At 67.4% G+C, this 15,477-nt stretch carries 13 protein-coding genes; 7 read left to right on the top strand and 6 right to left on the bottom strand.

Going from position 1 to position 15,477, the window contains the following annotated elements; all coding sequences use genetic code 11:
• Positions 1 to 36: 36 nt before the first annotated feature.
• The 3 genes from AC0CH3_RS10930 to AC0CH3_RS10920 are packed head-to-tail and all read left to right on the top strand — an operon-like array spanning position 37 to position 2,835.
• Positions 37 to 801, top strand: coding sequence for a cytochrome b/b6 domain-containing protein (locus tag AC0CH3_RS10930; RefSeq protein WP_354300896.1), 765 nt, complete (start codon positions 37 to 39; stop codon positions 799 to 801).
• Entirely contained in the window at positions 798 to 1,559 is a 762-nt protein-coding gene (locus tag AC0CH3_RS10925) for a molybdopterin-dependent oxidoreductase (RefSeq protein ID WP_354300894.1), read from the top strand. Before AC0CH3_RS10930 ends, AC0CH3_RS10925 begins: the two co-directional genes overlap by 4 nt.
• A 49-nt stretch (positions 1,560 to 1,608) precedes the next feature.
• Positions 1,609 to 2,835 carry a cyclopropane-fatty-acyl-phospholipid synthase family protein gene (locus AC0CH3_RS10920; protein WP_354300892.1) on the top strand — a complete coding sequence of 409 codons (1,227 nt, stop codon included), beginning with the start codon at positions 1,609 to 1,611 and terminating at the stop codon, positions 2,833 to 2,835.
• A 182-nt stretch (positions 2,836 to 3,017) separates the two neighbouring features.
• Here the strand turns inward: AC0CH3_RS10920 and AC0CH3_RS10915 are convergent, their stop codons facing one another.
• Positions 3,018 to 3,407, bottom strand: coding sequence for an EF-hand domain-containing protein (locus tag AC0CH3_RS10915; RefSeq protein ID WP_056017976.1), 390 nt, complete (start codon positions 3,405 to 3,407; stop codon positions 3,018 to 3,020).
• Between the two features lie 129 nt (positions 3,408 to 3,536).
• On the opposite strand from AC0CH3_RS10915, the gene AC0CH3_RS10910 reads away from it, so the two are divergent.
• Positions 3,537 to 4,790: an argininosuccinate synthase gene (locus AC0CH3_RS10910; protein ID WP_056017978.1), complete on the top strand. Its 1,254-nt coding sequence runs from the start codon at positions 3,537 to 3,539 to the stop codon at positions 4,788 to 4,790.
• 140 nt (positions 4,791 to 4,930) lie between these two features.
• Positions 4,931 to 6,526, top strand: a complete 1,596-nt coding sequence (locus tag AC0CH3_RS10905) for a hypothetical protein (protein WP_354300890.1) — start codon at positions 4,931 to 4,933, stop codon at positions 6,524 to 6,526.
• Here AC0CH3_RS10905 and AC0CH3_RS10900 read toward each other — a convergent pair.
• From AC0CH3_RS10900 to AC0CH3_RS10890, 3 genes are read right to left on the bottom strand one after another with little or no spacing between them, the layout of a single operon-like run.
• A complete protein-coding gene (locus tag AC0CH3_RS10900) occupies positions 6,486 to 7,634 on the bottom strand; it encodes a GNAT family N-acetyltransferase (protein ID WP_354300888.1) in 1,149 nt (382 codons plus the stop codon). The two genes, AC0CH3_RS10905 and AC0CH3_RS10900, sit on opposite strands and share 41 nt — an antisense overlap.
• Before the next feature lie 32 nt (positions 7,635 to 7,666).
• A complete protein-coding gene (locus AC0CH3_RS10895) occupies positions 7,667 to 8,134 on the bottom strand; it encodes a RidA family protein (protein ID WP_056017981.1) in 468 nt (155 codons plus the stop codon).
• A 49-nt stretch (positions 8,135 to 8,183) separates the two neighbouring features.
• The gene (locus tag AC0CH3_RS10890; protein ID WP_333995562.1) at positions 8,184 to 10,607 is read right to left on the bottom strand and encodes a ligase-associated DNA damage response DEXH box helicase; all 2,424 of its coding nucleotides are present in this window, start codon (positions 10,605 to 10,607) and stop codon (positions 8,184 to 8,186) included.
• 143 nt (positions 10,608 to 10,750) lie between these two features.
• On the opposite strand from AC0CH3_RS10890, the gene AC0CH3_RS10885 reads away from it, so the two are divergent.
• Positions 10,751 to 11,356: a hypothetical protein gene (locus tag AC0CH3_RS10885; protein WP_354300885.1), complete on the top strand. Its 606-nt coding sequence runs from the start codon at positions 10,751 to 10,753 to the stop codon at positions 11,354 to 11,356.
• Positions 11,357 to 11,457: 101 nt separating this feature from the next.
• The gene (locus AC0CH3_RS10880; protein WP_056017985.1) at positions 11,458 to 12,480 is read left to right on the top strand and encodes a ligase-associated DNA damage response exonuclease; all 1,023 of its coding nucleotides are present in this window, start codon (positions 11,458 to 11,460) and stop codon (positions 12,478 to 12,480) included.
• Here AC0CH3_RS10880 and AC0CH3_RS10875 read toward each other — a convergent pair.
• Positions 12,477 to 13,898, bottom strand: a complete 1,422-nt coding sequence (locus AC0CH3_RS10875; protein ID WP_354300883.1) for a DUF418 domain-containing protein — start codon at positions 13,896 to 13,898, stop codon at positions 12,477 to 12,479. The genes AC0CH3_RS10880 and AC0CH3_RS10875 overlap by 4 nt on opposite strands.
• Positions 13,899 to 13,959: 61 nt before the next feature.
• Positions 13,960 to 15,474, bottom strand: a complete 1,515-nt coding sequence (rpoN, locus tag AC0CH3_RS10870; protein ID WP_354300881.1) for an RNA polymerase factor sigma-54 — start codon at positions 15,472 to 15,474, stop codon at positions 13,960 to 13,962.
• Positions 15,475 to 15,477: the final 3 nt, after the last annotated feature.

Below are 15,477 nucleotides of genomic sequence, written 5' to 3'. Positions count from 1 at the left end.
ATGGTCGGAGCTTGTCGGCTAAAGCGAAGGCCAAGCATGAACGATCCCGCCCGCCCTATCACCAGCGCCCCTGTTACCGTCGTCAAACGCCACCGGATCGCGACGCGGCTGTGGCACTGGATCACCGCGGTGACGATGTTCATCATGATCGGCAGCGGGATCGGCATATTGAAGGCGCATCCGCGTTTCTACTGGGGCCGCTACGGCGCGAACTTCGATCAGGCGTGGACGACGCTCGACCAGTGGCCGGGCTGGGTCGTGACGCTGATCAACCTGCTGACGATCCCGGCGAGCTACAACCTTGCCATCTCGCGACGCTGGCACCTGCTCTTCGCGCTCATCCTGTCGTTCGCGCTGCTCGGCTTCATGATCGTCAGCCTGTTCAACCGGCATTTCCAGCGCGATCTCCGCGTCCGCGCGGGCGAGCTGGCGCCGCACGAGGTGGCGCATGACGTCCGCGAGCATCTCGCGCTGCGCTTCCACGATCCGAAGCGGCCCGCCGCGTACAACATCCTGCAGAAGCTCGCCTATGTCGCGACGATCTTCATCCTGCTGCCCGTGATGATCCTGACCGGGCTGGCGATGTCGCCGGCAATGAATGCCGCGTGGCCGTGGCTGCTCGAAATCTTCGGCGGGCGGCAGTCGGCGCGGTCGATCCACTTCATCGCGATGGTCGCGCTCGTGCTGTTCATCATCGTCCATCTTGCGCTCGTCATCCTGGCGGGCGCGTGGAACGAGGTGCGATCGATGATCACCGGGCGCTTCCACATTCCCGCCCACCAGCCGGAGGACGTCGCATGAGCAGCATCATCACCCGCCGCACGCTCGTCGCCGGCGCGGCGGTCGGCGCCGGCGCGCTGCTCACCGGGTGCGACAAGATCATCCAGCACCCCGAGGCGCGCAAGATCCTGTTCATGGGCGAGGACATGAACCGCGGACTGCAGCGCGCGCTGACCAATCGCCACGCGCTGGCTCCCGAATTCAGCCCGGCGCAGATGTCGCCGATCTTCCGCTCGAACGGGACGAGCAACCCGGGGACGCCCGCGTACGACGCGATGGTCGCGACCAATTTCGCGGACTATCGACTTCGCGTCGGCGGGCTCGTCGACCGGCCGCTGTCGGTGACGTTGCCGCAGCTGCGCCAGATGCCCGCGCGTGCGCAGATCACGCGGCACGACTGCGTCGAGGGGTGGTCGGCGATCGGCAAATGGCAGGGACCCAAACTCGCCTCGCTGTTGCAGGCCGCAGGGATCCGCGACGCCGCGCGTTACATCGTCTTCACCTGCGCCGACCTGTATCGCGGCACGCCCTATTACGAGTCGATCGACCTGATCGATGCGTTTCATCCGCAGACGATCCTTGCCTGGGCATTAAATAATCAGGTCCTGGACGTTGCGCACGGCGCGCCCGTCCGGTTGCGCGTCGAGCGCCAGCTTGGCTACAAACATGCCAAATATATCATGGCGATAGATGCGGTCGCCAGCCTTGAGGGGATCGGCAAGGGCAAGGGCGGCTATTGGGAAGATAACGTGGATTATGACTGGTATGCCGGGATCTGACGCCACCCGGGGGTGGCGCATTTCCGTACCAGTCATTAGCTAACGCGGCATGGCACTTTTCGATCGTTTCCTGGCCCGGCAGGTAAAAACCGGCGAACTCATCCTGATCCACGCGGACGGCACGACCAAGCAGTTCGGCAAGCCCGATCCCGCCTATAATCCCGTCACGATCCGCCTCACCGCCCCCGGCGTCGCCGGCGCGATCATCCGCCATCCCGCGCTGGGCGCGGCGGAAGCGTTCATGGACGGACGCCTCGTCATCGACCGCGGCGATATCCGCGACCTCGTCAACCTGCTCAAGGGCAACAGCCCGTGGGAGCGCGGCGGCGGGCTCAATCCGTCGCTGCCGATCAAGCTGCTCGACAAGGTCGTCCACCGCGTCGACCGCGTGAACATGGCGCGCCGGTCGAAGAAGAACGTCGCGCATCACTACGACCTGTCCGACCGGCTCTACGACCTCTTTCTGGACGCGGATCGCCAGTATAGCTGCGCGTACTTCACCGATCCCGGCAACAGCCTGGAAAAGGCACAGTCCGACAAGAAGGCGCACATCGCCGCCAAGCTCGCGATCGAGCCGGGGATGCGCGTGCTCGACATCGGCTGCGGCTGGGGCGGGATGGCGCTGTATTTGCATGCGAAGACCGGCGCGGAGGTCCTCGGCGTGACGCTGAGCGAAGAACAGCTCAAGGTCGCGCGGCGCCGCGCCGAGGAGGCGGGCGTCGCCGACAAGGTGAAGTTCGAACTGATCGACTATCGCGCGCTGACGGGGACGTTCGACCGGATCGTGTCGGTCGGGATGTTCGAGCATGTCGGCCCGCCGCAATACAAGGCGTTCTTCCGCAAGTGCCGCGACCTGTTGAGCGCGGACGGCGTGATGCTGCTCCACACGATCGGCCGGATGGGCGGGCCGGGCGTCACCGACACGTTCACGACCAAATATATCTTCCCCGGCGGCTACAACCCCGCGCTGTCGGAGATCGTGCGCGGCTATGAGGGGCTGAAGTTCTTCCCGACCGATATCGAGGTGCTGCGCGTCCATTACGCGCGGACGATCGACCTCTGGTACGACCGGACGGTCGCGGCGAAGGACGCGATCGTCGCGCTGTACGACGAGCGGTTCTACCGGATGTGGACCTTCTACCTCGCGGGTGCCGCGGCGGCGTTCCGGACCGGGGGGATGGTCAACTACCAGATCCAGCTGTCGAAGAGCCGGATGACGCTGCCGCTGACGCGCGACTATATGTTCGAGGGCGAGCGGGCGTTGCGCGAGGGGTGACGTCGGGCCGGTCGGTGCGGGGTAATGGTCCCCCGATCGTCATTCCCGCGGAGGCGGGAACCCAGACTGGCAGGCTCCCATGATAGAGCCGTTACGGTAGCCAGTCTGGATCCCCGCCGTCGCGGGGATGACGGCTTTATGCTGAGTCGCCCTAGAGGGGTGACCGCCTGATGGGAGCGTCCTCAGCGGCCGCCCTGCATCTGCGACTTCGCGGCGGAGCGTTCGTCGCCACCGATCTTGCCGTCCTTGTTCGCGTCATATTTCGCAAACGTCGCGGCGAGCAGCGCCTGCGCCTCGGGTTGCGTGACCTTGCCGTCCTTGTTCGCATCGGCGCTGGTGAACCAGAGATCGGCGAGCCGCTTGGCGTGCACCGGGTCGGGGCGGCCCGGCCCGACCTTCATGTTGCCGATCCGCGCCTGCACCTCGGCGCGCGTCAGCACGCCGTCCTTGTTGGTGTCGGACGCCGCGAATTCGGCCTTGAACTTGGCGGCGGCGGACGCGCGCGTTTCCTGTGCGGCGAGCGGGGTCGCGAGACCGGCGAGAACAAGAACGGTTAGCGTTTGGCGTAGCACGGTCGGAACACTCCAATGAAACTGGGGGGCGCTTAGCGCGGGCTGGTTGTACGCGCCATGAATGCGCCCGGTTGCACGCGGGCCGTCCAGCGCATAGGGGCGCGGACATTGGATATTGCCCGAAGGACCATGCCCGTGACCGATCAGATCAACCGCGCCGCCGGCGACGCCGGCATCAATCGGGTGGTTCTCGCCTATTCCGGCGGCCTCGACACCAGCGTGATCCTGAAATGGCTACAGCAGACCTATAACTGCGAAGTCGTCACCTTCACCGCCGATCTGGGCCAGGGCGAGGAACTCGAGCCCGCGCGCGCCAAGGCCGAGATGATGGGCGTCAAGCCCGAGCATATCTTCGTCGACGACCTGCGCGAGGAGTTCGTACGCGATTACGTGTTCCCGATGATGCGCTCGAACGCGCTGTACGAGGGGCTGTACCTGCTCGGCACCTCGATCGCGCGGCCGCTGATCGCCAAGCGCCAGATCGAGATCGCCCGGATGGTCGGCGCCGACGCGGTCAGCCACGGCGCGACCGGCAAGGGCAACGACCAGGTCCGCTTCGAGCTCGGCTATTACGCGCTGTCCCCCGACATCAAGGTGATCGCACCGTGGCGCGAATGGGACCTGACCAGCCGCACCCGGCTGATCGAGTTCGCCGAGCAGCACCAGATCCCGGTCAGCAAGGACAAGCGCGGCGAGGCCCCCTTCTCGACCGATGCGAACATGCTCCACACCTCGTCCGAGGGGCTGGTGCTCGAGAATCCGTGGGACGAGGTTCCCGACTATGTCTATTCGCGCACGGTGAACCCCGAGGACGCGCCCGACGTCCCCGAATATATCACGATCGATTTCGAGCGCGGCGACGGCGTGGCGATCAACGGCGAGGGAATGAGCCCGGCGACGCTGCTGTCGACGCTCAACGACTATGGACGCCGTCACGGCATCGGCCGTCTCGACCTGGTCGAGAACCGCTTCGTCGGCATGAAGAGCCGCGGCATGTACGAGACGCCGGGCGGCACGATCTATCACCTCGCGCACCGCGGCATCGAGCAGCTGACGCTCGATCGCGGCGCGGCGCATCTGAAGGACGAGCTCGCGCCGCGCTATGCCGAGCTGCTGTACAACGGCTTCTGGTTCTCGCCCGAGCGCGAGATGCTCCAGGCGGCGATCGACCACAGCCAGGAGAAGGTCTCGGGCACGGTCCGGCTGAAGCTGTACAAGGGCGGCGTGTACGTGGTCGGCCGCAAGTCGCCCAACTCGCTATACTCGGAAAAGGTCGTGACGTTCGAGGACGATCAGGGCGCCTACGACCAGCGCGACGCGGCGGGCTTCATCAAGCTGAACGCGCTGCGCCTGCGCCTGCTCGGCCGCCGCGACCAGGTCTGAGCTGCGACGTTCCCCCGGGCGCCCTGCGTGGCACCCGGGGGCCGGACGTTCTGCGATGGTGACGCCTGCAGCGAATTCCGTCGCAACCGCGCAACGTCGACGCTTGTCGAAGCCCCCCTCCCGGCGCTAGGCGTCGAGGGATGGCGCGGGGGACAACCACGGAACTTCACTGGTGGCAGACGCGCACGTTCGTCGCGTGCGTCGCCTTGGCCTCGATCATCCCGCTGTTGTGGCCGGAGATTCCGCCGCTGGTCGACCTGCCCGGGCATATGGGGCGCTACCGCGTCCAACTGGCGATCGGCGACAATCCGTGGCTGAGCCAATGGTATGATTTCCGGTGGCAGCTGATCGGCAATCTCGGCGTCGATCTGCTGATCGAGCCGCTTGCGCCGATCTTCGGCCTCGAGCTGGCGGTCAAGCTGATCATGATGGCGATCCCGGCGCTGACGGTGACCGGGCTGTTGTGGATCGCGCGCGAGGTCCATGGCCGGATCCCCGCGACCGCGCTGTTCGCGCTGCCGCTCGCGTACAGCTATCCCTTCCAATTCGGCTTTGCCAATTTCGCGCTGGCGATGGCGCTTGCGCTCAACCTGTTCGCCTTCTGGGTACGGCTCGGGCGACTGGGCAGGCTGCGGTTGCGCACGATCCTGTTCGTCCCCGCCTCGTGCCTGTTGTGGCTGTGCCATACGTTTGGCTGGGGCGTGCTGGGCGTGCTGGCCTTCTCCGCCGAGCTGATCCGCCAGCACGATATCCGCAAGGACGCGATCCGCGACAGCGGCGCGTCGCATGGCTGGGTGAGCGCGATCATCCGCGCCGGCATCAACTGCATCCCGCTCGCGCTGCCGATGGTGATGATGGTGCTGTGGCGGTCGGGCGACCATGTCACCGGCAAGACGCAGGACTGGTTCAACTGGCGCTGGAAGATGAACTGGATCACGATGGTCCTGCGCGACCGGTGGATGGCGTTCGACATCGCCTCGGTCACCGTTCTCTTCATCATCCTGTTCCGCGGCATCCGCGACCAGACGATCGAATATTCGCGCAACCTGTCGCTGTCCGCGCTGTTCCTGCTGCTGGTCTATATCCTGTTGCCGCGGATCGTGTTCGGATCGGCCTATGCCGACATGCGGCTCGCGCCGTTCATGCTCGCCTTCGCGATCATCGCGCTGCGCCCGCGGCACGGGCTGTCGCTGCGCGGCGCGGCGGTGCTCGCGGTGCTCGGGTTCAGCTTCTTCGCGGTTCGACTGGCGGGCACGACGATCAGCTACCTGATCTACGACCGGTCGTACGACCAGGCGATCGCGGCGATCGACACGCTGCCCGAGCGTGCGCGCGTCGTATCGTTCGTCGGCCGGCGCTGTCGCGACGACTGGGCCTATTCGCGGCTCGAGCATGTGCCCGGGCTGTTGCTCGAGCGCCGGCTGGCGTTTGCCAACGATCAATGGTCGATGGCAGGCGGACAATTGATGACGACACGCTATCCCGCCGCGCGCGGCTTTTCGCACGACCCGTCGGAAATCGTGTCCGACATCCGCTGCCGTGGCCAGTTCTGGCGGCCGATCTCGACCGCGCTCGAGCATTTCCCGCGCGCGGCGTTCGACTATGTCTGGCTGATCCACCCGCCGGCGTTCGACCCGGCGCTGATCCACGACCTCACGCTGATCCGCCGCGACGGCACCAGCGCGCTGTTCAAGGTCAATCGGACCGTGACGCCCCGCCCCGCCGGAACGGAGTGAGTTCGCCGAGATAGTCGCGATCGGCGGCGACCGCCTCGCGCTCGCGCTCGAGGAAGTCGGCGATCGCGCGGCGGAACCCCGCGTCGGGAATATAATGCGCGGAATAGGTCGCGACGGGTGCATAGCCGCGCGCGAGCTTGTGTTCACCCTGCGCGCCCGCCTCGACCGTCTGCAGACCGCGCGCGATCGCGGCGTCGATCGCCTGGTAATAGCAGAGCTCGAAATGGAGGAACGGCACCTCCTCAGTCGCGCCCCAATAGCGACCATAAAGCGTGTCCTCGCCGATCAGGTTCAGCGCCCCCGCGATCGGTACGCCGTCGCGCTCGGCGAGGATCAGCAGGATCCGGTCGCCCATCGTCGCGCCGATCGTGTCGAAGAAGCGCCGCGTCAGATAGGGTTGGCCCCATTTGCGGCTGCCCGTGTCCTGATAGAAGACCCAGAACGCATCCCAGTGCGCCGGCGTGATCTCGGCCCCGGTCAGGTGGCGGATCGTCAGCCCTTCGACCGCCGCCGCGCGCTCCTTGCGGATCGCCTTGCGCTTGCGGCTGGCGAGCGCGGCGAGGAAATCGTCGAAGCTCGCATAGCCTGCATTCCGCCAGTGGAACTGCGTCCCTTGCCGGATGAGCCAGCCCGCCGCCTCGAACGCGGCGACCTCGTCGGGTGCGATGAAGGTCGCATGCGCCGACGACAGCCCGCTCTGGTCGGTGACCGCCTCGACCGCGGCGATCAGCGCCGGCGCGAGCGTCGGGTCGCGCAACAGCAGCCGCGGGCCGGGCACCGGGCTGAACGGCGCACACAGCTGGAGCTTGGGATAATAGCGCCCACCCGCGCGCTCCCAGGCGTCCGCCCAGGCGTGGTCGAAGACATATTCGCCCTGGCTGTGGCTCTTGGCATAGGCCGGGGCGATCGCGGCGGGCGTACCGTCGTCATCGTCGATGACGATCGGCAACGCCTGCCACCCCGAACGCCCGCCGACGCTGCCCGAGGTTTCGAGTGCGGCGAGGAAGTCATGGCCGACAAAGGGATTGCCCTCGCCTGCGCACGCGTTCCAGTCCTTGGCGGCGATTGCGACGACGCCTGAGGCGATGCGGGCTGAGAGGGCGGTCATGTGCCCCTAAAATAGGGGCACATGCGTCAGGCTCAAGCGGCGGAGACCTGGACGATCGCGTCGATCTCGACCGCGGCGCCGAGCGGCAGGACGGGCACGCCGACCGCCGAGCGCGCATGCTTGCCGGCATCGCCAAACAGCTGGACCATCAGGTCGGACGCGCCGTTGGCGACCTTGGGCTGGTCGGTGAAGTCGCCGTGCGAGTTGACGAACACGCCGAGCTTCACGATCCGCTCGACACGGCCGAGCGAGCCGAGCGCCGCCTTCATCTGCGCGACGAGCATCAGCGCGCAGCGCTGTGCCGCATCCTGGCCGTCCTCGAGCGAGACGCCGTCGCCGAGGCGCCCGGTGACGATCTGGCCGTCCTTGAAGGGCAGCTGGCCCGAGATGTGGAGCAACCCGTTCGCCTCGACGGCGGGAACATAGGAGGCGACGGGGGCGGCGGCCTGCGGCAAAGCGAGGCCAAGCTCTTCGAGCTTGCGGTCGATACGATCGGTCATGTCCGCGGTCTCACCACAAGCGCGGGGTACCGGTCAAGCGGGGGACGCATCAGTCGATCCGCATCGCCTCGGCCGCCAGCGCCTCGGCCTCGACGAGCAGCGCGTCGTCGGCGGTGTTGGTCGCGACCTTCTCGCGCCCGATCAGCGTAAGCACGGGCACCGCGAGTGGGGTCACGCGGTCGAGATCGACGTGCAGCATCGTCGCCGCCGCGCGGTCGAGCAGCCCGGCGAGGCGGCCGACATCGGTCATCCGTGCGCGCGCGTCCGCCCATGCCGCTTCGAGCAGCAGGTGCGTCGGCTCGTATTTGCGCAGCACGTCGTAGATCAGGTCGGTCGAGAAGGTGACCTGCCGTCCGGTCTTGCGCTTGCCGGGATGCTGGCGCTCGACCAGCCCGCCGATCACCGCGACCTCGCGAAACGCACGCTTGAGCAGATGCGATTGCTGCACCCAATCGACGAATTCGTGCTCGAGAATGTCGGCGGAGAACAGCGCGGCGGGGTCGGTGATCTTCTCGAGACCGTAGACGGCGAGCGCATAGTCGTTCGCGACGAAGCCGAGCGGCTTCAGTCCGAGCGTCTCCATGCGCCGGGTCACGAGCATGCCGAGCGACTGGTGCGCGTTCCACCCCTCGAAGCTGTAGGCTATCATGTAATGCCGCCCCTCGCGCGGGAACGTCTCGACCAGCAACTGCCCGGGTTCGGGCAGGACCGAGCGCAGCCGCTGATATTCGAGCCATTCGCGGACGTCGTCGGGAAAGCGCGCCCATTCGCCGGGATGCGCGAGAAAGCCGCGGACGCGGTCGGCGAGGTTGGTCGACAGCGGCATGCGGCTGCCGCCATAGGTCGGGATGCGCGCGGGTTTCGACGTCGCGCGGACGACGAGATCCTCGGTATCGATCTTCATCACCTCGAGGCTCAGACCCGCGAAGAAGAAGGTGTCGCCGTGGCTGAGCTGTGCGGCGAACCCCTCCTCGACGCGGCCTAGCGCGCGGCCATTGCCGAACCGGACGTTGAGCATCGTCGCCTCGACGATGATGCCCGCGTTGAGGCGGTGCTGCGCGATGAACTTAGGGTGGCTGATACGCCAGGTGCCGTCGGGATCCTGCGTCAGCCGCTTGAACCGGTCATAGGCCTTGAGGCTGTAGCCGCCGTCGCGGATGAAGCCGAGCACCCGCTCGAACGTCTCGGTCGGCAGCGCAGAATAGGGCAGCGCGGACCGGATCTCGTCGAGCAGATCGGCTTCGCGGAACGGTGCGGCGCACGCACAGGCCATGACGTGCTGCGCGAGCACGTCGAGTGCGCCGACGCGGAACAGGTCGGGGTCGAGCTCGCCCGCCTCGACCGCGTCGAGCGCGGCCCGTGCCTCGAGATATTCGAACCGGTTGCCCGGGACGAGGATCGCCTCGCTCGCCTCGTCGAGCCGGTGGTTCGCGCGGCCGATCCGCTGGAGCAGGCGCGACGAGCCCTTGGGCGCACCCATTTGGATCACGCAGTCGACATTGCCCCAGTCGACCCCCAGGTCGAGGCTGGCGGTGGCGACCAGCGCGCGCAGCTTGCCGTCCGCCATCGCGCCCTCGACCTTGCGTCGCGCCTCGCGGGCGAGGCTGCCGTGGTGGACGCCGATCGGCAGGTTGTTCGCGTTGACCTTCCACAGGTCCTGGAAGATCAGCTCGGCGAGGCTGCGCGTGTTGCAGAACACGATCGTCGTGCCATGCGATTCGATCTCGGCCATGACCTGTTCGGCGGCATAGCGACCCGAATGTCCCGACCACGGGATGCGGCCCTCGGGCAGCAGGATCGCGATGTTCGGATCCGCGCCGGGCTCGCCGTCGACCATCGTGACCTGGTCGATGTCGCCATCGGGCGCGAGCCATGCACGATAGCCGTCTGCATCCGCGACCGTCGCCGACAGCGCGACGCGGCGCATTCCCGGCGCGATCTTCTGCAGCCGCGCCATGCACAGCGAGAGCAGGTCGCCGCGCTTGCCCGTCGCGAACGCGTGAACCTCGTCGACGATGATCGTCCGGATCCCCGCGAACATCGTCAGGCTGTCGGGATAGCTCAGCAGCAGCGACAGCGATTCGGGCGTGGTCAGCAGGATCTGCGGCGGCTTGATCCGCTGTCGCGCCTTGCGGTCGGACGGCGTGTCGCCGGTCCGCGTCTCGACGCGGATGTCGACACCCATTTCCTCGATCGGCGTCAGCAGATTGCGCTGGACGTCGACCGCGAGCGCCTTCAGCGGCGAGACATAGAGCGTGTGGAGCCCCTCGGTCGGCGCGTCGATCAGCTCGGCGAGCGTCGGCAGGAACCCCGCGAGTGTCTTGCCCGCACCGGTCGCGGCAACGAGCAGCGCATGCTCGCCCGCGCGCGCGGCATCGAGCATGTCGCGCTGATGCCGACGCGGCTGCCACCCCCGCGTCGCGAACCAGCTTTCAAGGGGCAAGGGCAGTTTGGTCACGCAACGTTCACGCATCGTCGTCATATGGGGGCGGTGCGCCCCATCGCCATGGACCCTGTTCCTATGCATCTCATAGGTATGGACCCCATCGGCATGGTTGGCGCCCGGCGATCGAGCCCGATCGGCGTCGGATGGTTTCCCGCAACGAAAGGCTCCTGGTGTCGCTCTATCGCTACCTTCTGCCCCTGCCCCTCCTCGCGCTGCTGCCGCTGGCGAATGCCACCGCGGCGTCGCAGTCGTTCATCGGCGCGGGCGGACTGATACGGCTGAGCCATCCCTCGAGCCTGCAACCGACGCGGAATTTCGCCGGACGCGCGCTGATGAGCGCGGGCTGGCGGCTGATGTGGGACGGGACGCCGGTCGGGCGCGGCGTCGGCGTGGTCCGGTTCTGGCAGGTCGCAAAGCCGACCGACGGCCAGGGCCAGGTGACCGAGATGATCCAGGTCGGTTTCAGCCGCAGCGCCACCGTGATCGCCACATGCGGCACCGCGGGCACGCGGTCGGGCAGCGGGCGGCGGTTGCCCGACCGGATGCTCGGCGGCCATCGCTGGACGGTGTATGCGAACGGCGACGCCGGGATGAGCCAGGCGATCCGCGCCACCAATTTCCGCACCGTGGTCAACGGCGCCTGCTATGCGATCGACCGCGTCACCTATTCGGCCTCGGCCGCCCCGCCGCCGCGGCGCAACGCCCCGCCACAGGCCGTCGCCGCAGCACGGATGGATGCCATCCTGGCGACGATCAAGATCGGGCGGCGGCGCTGATCGGCCGGCGGCGCGCACCGATCCGCGCGGTCGCCTGATCACCACCGGTCGCCAGGCGCGGAGCCGACGGCACCACCGCCTCGCTCGCGCGTACTAGTCCCATGGCAAGACTCGGCGACTGGCTCGAACCGCATCCGCACGGCATCCTGGTCAAGCCGATCGATGCCTGGATCGACCCCTCAATTCCCAGCGCGAAGGCGCTCGTGACGCATGGCCATGCGGACCATGCGCGCGGCGGTCATGCAGCGGTCTGGGCGACGCCCGAGACGCTGGCGATCATGGACGCGCGCTATGGTCCGCAAACCGGACACCCGGTCGCATATGGCGAGACGATCCGGATGGGGGGCGGAGCGGATGGCGCAGGCGACGGGGTCGATATCGGCTTCGTGCCCGCGGGGCATGTGCTCGGCTCGGCGCAGATCATCCTCGACTATCGCGGCGAGCGCGTCGTCGTCTCGGGCGACTATAAGCGCCGCAGCGATCCGACCTGCGTCCCGTTCCAGCCGGTCAAATGCGACGTGTTCGTCACCGAGGCGACGTTCGGCCTCCCGGTGTTCCGGCATCCGGACACGGGCGACGAGATCGACAAGCTGATCACCGCGCTGCACGCCAATCCCGAACGCTGCGTGCTCGTCGGCGCCTATGCGCTGGGCAAGGCGCAGCGCGTGATCTGCGAACTGCGCGAACGCGGGCACGAGGCGCCGATCTATATCCACGGGGCGCTGCAACGGCTGTGCGACCTGTATGCCGAGCACGGCGTGCGGCTGGGCGAGTTGCGCCCCGTCGCCGACGCGAAGAAGGCGGAGATGGCGGGGCATGTCGTGATGTGCCCGCCGGGTGCGCTCAACGATCGCTGGTCGCGACGGCTGCCGGATCCGATCACCGCGATGGCGAGCGGCTGGATGCGCGTGCGCGGACGCGCGCGGCAGAAAAATGTCGAACTGCCGCTGATCCTCAGCGATCACGCCGACTGGGACGAATTGACCGAGACGCTCGCCGAGATCGCGCCGCGCGAGGTCTGGGTGACGCATGGGCGCGACGACGCGCTGATCCACTGGTGCATGACGCGGCAGATCAAGGCACGTGCGCTGGCACTGGTCGGGTTCGAGGACGAGGACGACTAGGCGGGCTCGAGGCGTCCCCGGGGCTCGGCGCGGGGTTTGCGCCAGGCCAGCCTGCGTCGCTCGATCAGCGACCGCCACGCCCATTCGACGGGGGCAATCGTGAAGCGCTTCAGATACGCATTGGCCAGCCACAGCAGCGCCACGTCGATGACCAGCGCAGTCGCCATCAGTTCCGCCCAGCCCAGCCGGCCATAGAGACCAAGCGCGAACGGCGGGAACAGGATCCACAGTCCGACGATCGTCTGCAGCACATAGATCGACAGCGCGGTCCGGCCCGCCGCGACGAACGGGCGCAACAGCCGTGCCCCGACAAGCGTCCCCACCAGCAGGTTGACCGCGCCGACATGACCGAGCGTCATCGCCTGGCGCGCGATTTCCGTCGTCGCCCACAGCGTCTTGGCGCTGGTGTCGAATCGCATCTGTTCGGCGGCACCGATGATCCGCAACGGGATCGCGACACCGTAGGCGATCACCGTCATCCGCCAGTAGAACGCCCGCGAGCGGCTGCCCTGGAGGATGCCCAGCCTGTAGAGCGCCGCGCCGATCAGCATCACGCCGGCGGCTTCCCAGACGAACAGCAGTTCGAGCCCGCGGCTTTCCAGATACGCGGTGACGCTCCACTGATAGGCCGCCCACGTCCTGAAGCTGCCCGTCCGCGCCTTGTCCTCGGCGACGATCCTGGCCTTGTCCTCGGCCTTGCTCTTCGCGCGCGCGGCCTTGTTCTCGGCAATCTTGGCGAGAAACGCCCGGTCCGCGGCCTCGACCGGCCGCCCTACACCGCGCGCGGCTTCGATCGCCGCGACCCTGGCCTGCGTCTGCACCGTCGACACATAGCCATAGGTCCCGCCCGCGAACTGCAGCACCGCGGCGGCCAGCCCGAACACGATGAGCAGGCGCGGACGGAGCCGGCGGAACAGGAACGCGACCAGCGCCGCAAGGCCATAGGTGTGCAGAATGTCGCCGGGCCACAGCAGGATGAAGATGTGCACGAGCCCGAACGCGAACAGCAGCAGGTTGCGGACATAATAGCGCTTCATCACGACGCGCGTGCCGACCGCCAGCGCGGCGCGATCGGTCAGGATCACCATCCCGGCGCCGAACAGCATCTCGAGCATGCAGCGCGCGGTTCCGTTCGCGATCACCTCGCGCAGCCACCACGCGACCTGATCCTGCCTTGCCCAGCCGAAATGACGGACATCGTCGAACGACGCGAACAGCGAGCCGCCCATGTCGTTGATGTTCATGAACAGGATGGCGAGGATCGCGATCCCGCGCAGGATGTCGAGGACCGCGATCCGCGGCGCGCCATCGGGCTCCGCCGCGGTCATCGCCGGCGAGGTCCCGCCGGTCGCCTGTCCGGCGTGCGTGAAGTCGGCGGCATCGTCGGCGGCGGCGCTACCAGCAGTCTGATCGTTCATCGGTCTGGGCCCCCCCGTGATGACGCCGCGACGCTACGCCGATGCCGGCAGAAGGCAAGCGTCAGCCGGTGCCCTCGAGCGTGCGCGCGCGGCGGCGTTGTACCGAACTGCCGATTCCTAGCGACTCCCGGTATTTCGCGACCGTCCGCCGAGCGATGTCGAAGCCCTTGCCGTCGAGCAGTTCGACCAGCGTGTCGTCCGACAGGATCTTGGCACCCTCGTTTGCGATCAATGCCTTGATCGCGCTTTTGACCGCCTGCGCGGAGACCGCGTCGCCGCCGTCGGCCGACTGGATCGCCGACGTGAAGAAATATTTCAGTTCGTACAGGCCGCGCGCGCACGAAACATATTTGTTGCTCGTGACCCGGCTGACCGTCGATTCGTGCATCTCGATCGCATCGGCCACCATCCGCAGCGTCATCGGCTTCAGGTGCGCGACGCCGTGGAGGAAGAACGCCTCCTGCTGCTTCACGATTTCGGTCGCGACCTTGATGATCGTCCGCTGTCGCTGATCGAGCGCCTTGACCAGCCAGTTCGCGCTGGCGAGGCAGTCGCTGAGCCACGCCTTCGACGCCTTGTCCTGCTGCCCGCTCGACAATTCGGTATAATAGCTGCGGTTGACGAGCACGCGCGGCAGCGTCGCGGCGTTGATCTCGATCGCCCACCCGGCCTTGGTCCGCGCGACGAACAGGTCGGGGACCACCGCCTGGCTCGGCTCGCCGCCGAACCGGCAGCCGGGCTTCGGATCATAGCCGCGAAGCTCGCGGATCATGTCGGCGATATCCTCGTCGTCCACCTCGCAGATCCGCTTCAACCGGCTGAGCTCGCCGCGGGCGAGCAGGTCGAGATTGTCGATCAGCCGCGCCATGCACGGATCGTAGCGGTCGGCCTCACGCGCCTGAATCGCGAGGCATTCGGCGAGATCGCGCGCGCCGACACCGGTCGGGTCGAATGTCTGGATGATCGCGAGAACATGCTCCGTACGGGCGAGCGGCACGCCGAGCCGCGTCGCCATGTCGAGGAGCGGGGCCGTCAGATACCCCGCCTCGTCGATCTGATCGATCAGATGCGCGGCGATGAACGCATCCTCCGCGGCGATCGCGGGGCCTGCCTGCGCCATCAGGTGATCGGCCAGGCTGAGCCCGGTATCGGCAAACGCGTCGAGATCGGGACCGTCCTCGCCCCCTGCCCCGCCCGCACTGGCACCGGTCATCGACAGCGCGCCGTCCATCCCGCTGCCGCCATCGGCGACGCTGTCCTGCTGGTGGCTCTCGGTCGCATAGTCGACGTCGAGCGCGGGTTCGTCGCCGCCCGCCGCGCCCGAGACCAGGTCGTCCGCCGCGACGCGTTCGTCGCGCGGCGTCTCGGGCGCCGGCTCCTGGCCGGGCTCACGATCGGCGCCGTCGCCATCGTCGGCCGCACCCGCCTCAAGCAGCGGGTTTCGCTCGATCTCCTCGGCCAGGAACCCCTCGATCTCGAGGTTCGACAGCGCCAGCAGCTTGATCGCCTGCTGCAATTGCGGGGTCATCACCAGCGATTGCGATTGGCGAATGTCCAGGCGAGGCGCGAGGCTCATGAC

It is taken from the genome of Sphingomonas sp. AC449 (assembly GCF_979253475.1).
Note: the sequence above shows the minus strand (reverse complement) of the source record. Positions and strands in the feature narration are given on the sequence as shown.

What these genes read in the sequence shown, in the direction of transcription:
- AC0CH3_RS10930 (WP_354300896.1), top strand. Translation starts at nt 37, where the DNA reads ATGAACGATCCCGCCCGCCCTATCACCAGCGCCCCTGTTACCGTCGTC.
- AC0CH3_RS10925 (WP_354300894.1), top strand. Translation starts at nt 798, where the DNA reads ATGAGCAGCATCATCACCCGCCGCACGCTCGTCGCCGGCGCGGCGGTC.
- AC0CH3_RS10920 (WP_354300892.1), top strand. Translation starts at nt 1,609, where the DNA reads ATGGCACTTTTCGATCGTTTCCTGGCCCGGCAGGTAAAAACCGGCGAA.
- AC0CH3_RS10910 (WP_056017978.1), top strand. Translation starts at nt 3,537, where the DNA reads ATGCCCGTGACCGATCAGATCAACCGCGCCGCCGGCGACGCCGGCATC.
- AC0CH3_RS10905 (WP_354300890.1), top strand. Translation starts at nt 4,931, where the DNA reads ATGGCGCGGGGGACAACCACGGAACTTCACTGGTGGCAGACGCGCACG.
- AC0CH3_RS10900 (WP_354300888.1), bottom strand. Translation starts at nt 7,634, where the DNA reads ATGACCGCCCTCTCAGCCCGCATCGCCTCAGGCGTCGTCGCAATCGCC.
- AC0CH3_RS10895 (WP_056017981.1), bottom strand. Translation starts at nt 8,134, where the DNA reads ATGACCGATCGTATCGACCGCAAGCTCGAAGAGCTTGGCCTCGCTTTG.
- AC0CH3_RS10890 (WP_333995562.1), bottom strand. Translation starts at nt 10,607, where the DNA reads ATGCGTGAACGTTGCGTGACCAAACTGCCCTTGCCCCTTGAAAGCTGG.
- AC0CH3_RS10880 (WP_056017985.1), top strand. Translation starts at nt 11,458, where the DNA reads ATGGCAAGACTCGGCGACTGGCTCGAACCGCATCCGCACGGCATCCTG.
- AC0CH3_RS10875 (WP_354300883.1), bottom strand. Translation starts at nt 13,898, where the DNA reads ATGAACGATCAGACTGCTGGTAGCGCCGCCGCCGACGATGCCGCCGAC.
- rpoN (WP_354300881.1), bottom strand. Translation starts at nt 15,474, where the DNA reads ATGAGCCTCGCGCCTCGCCTGGACATTCGCCAATCGCAATCGCTGGTG.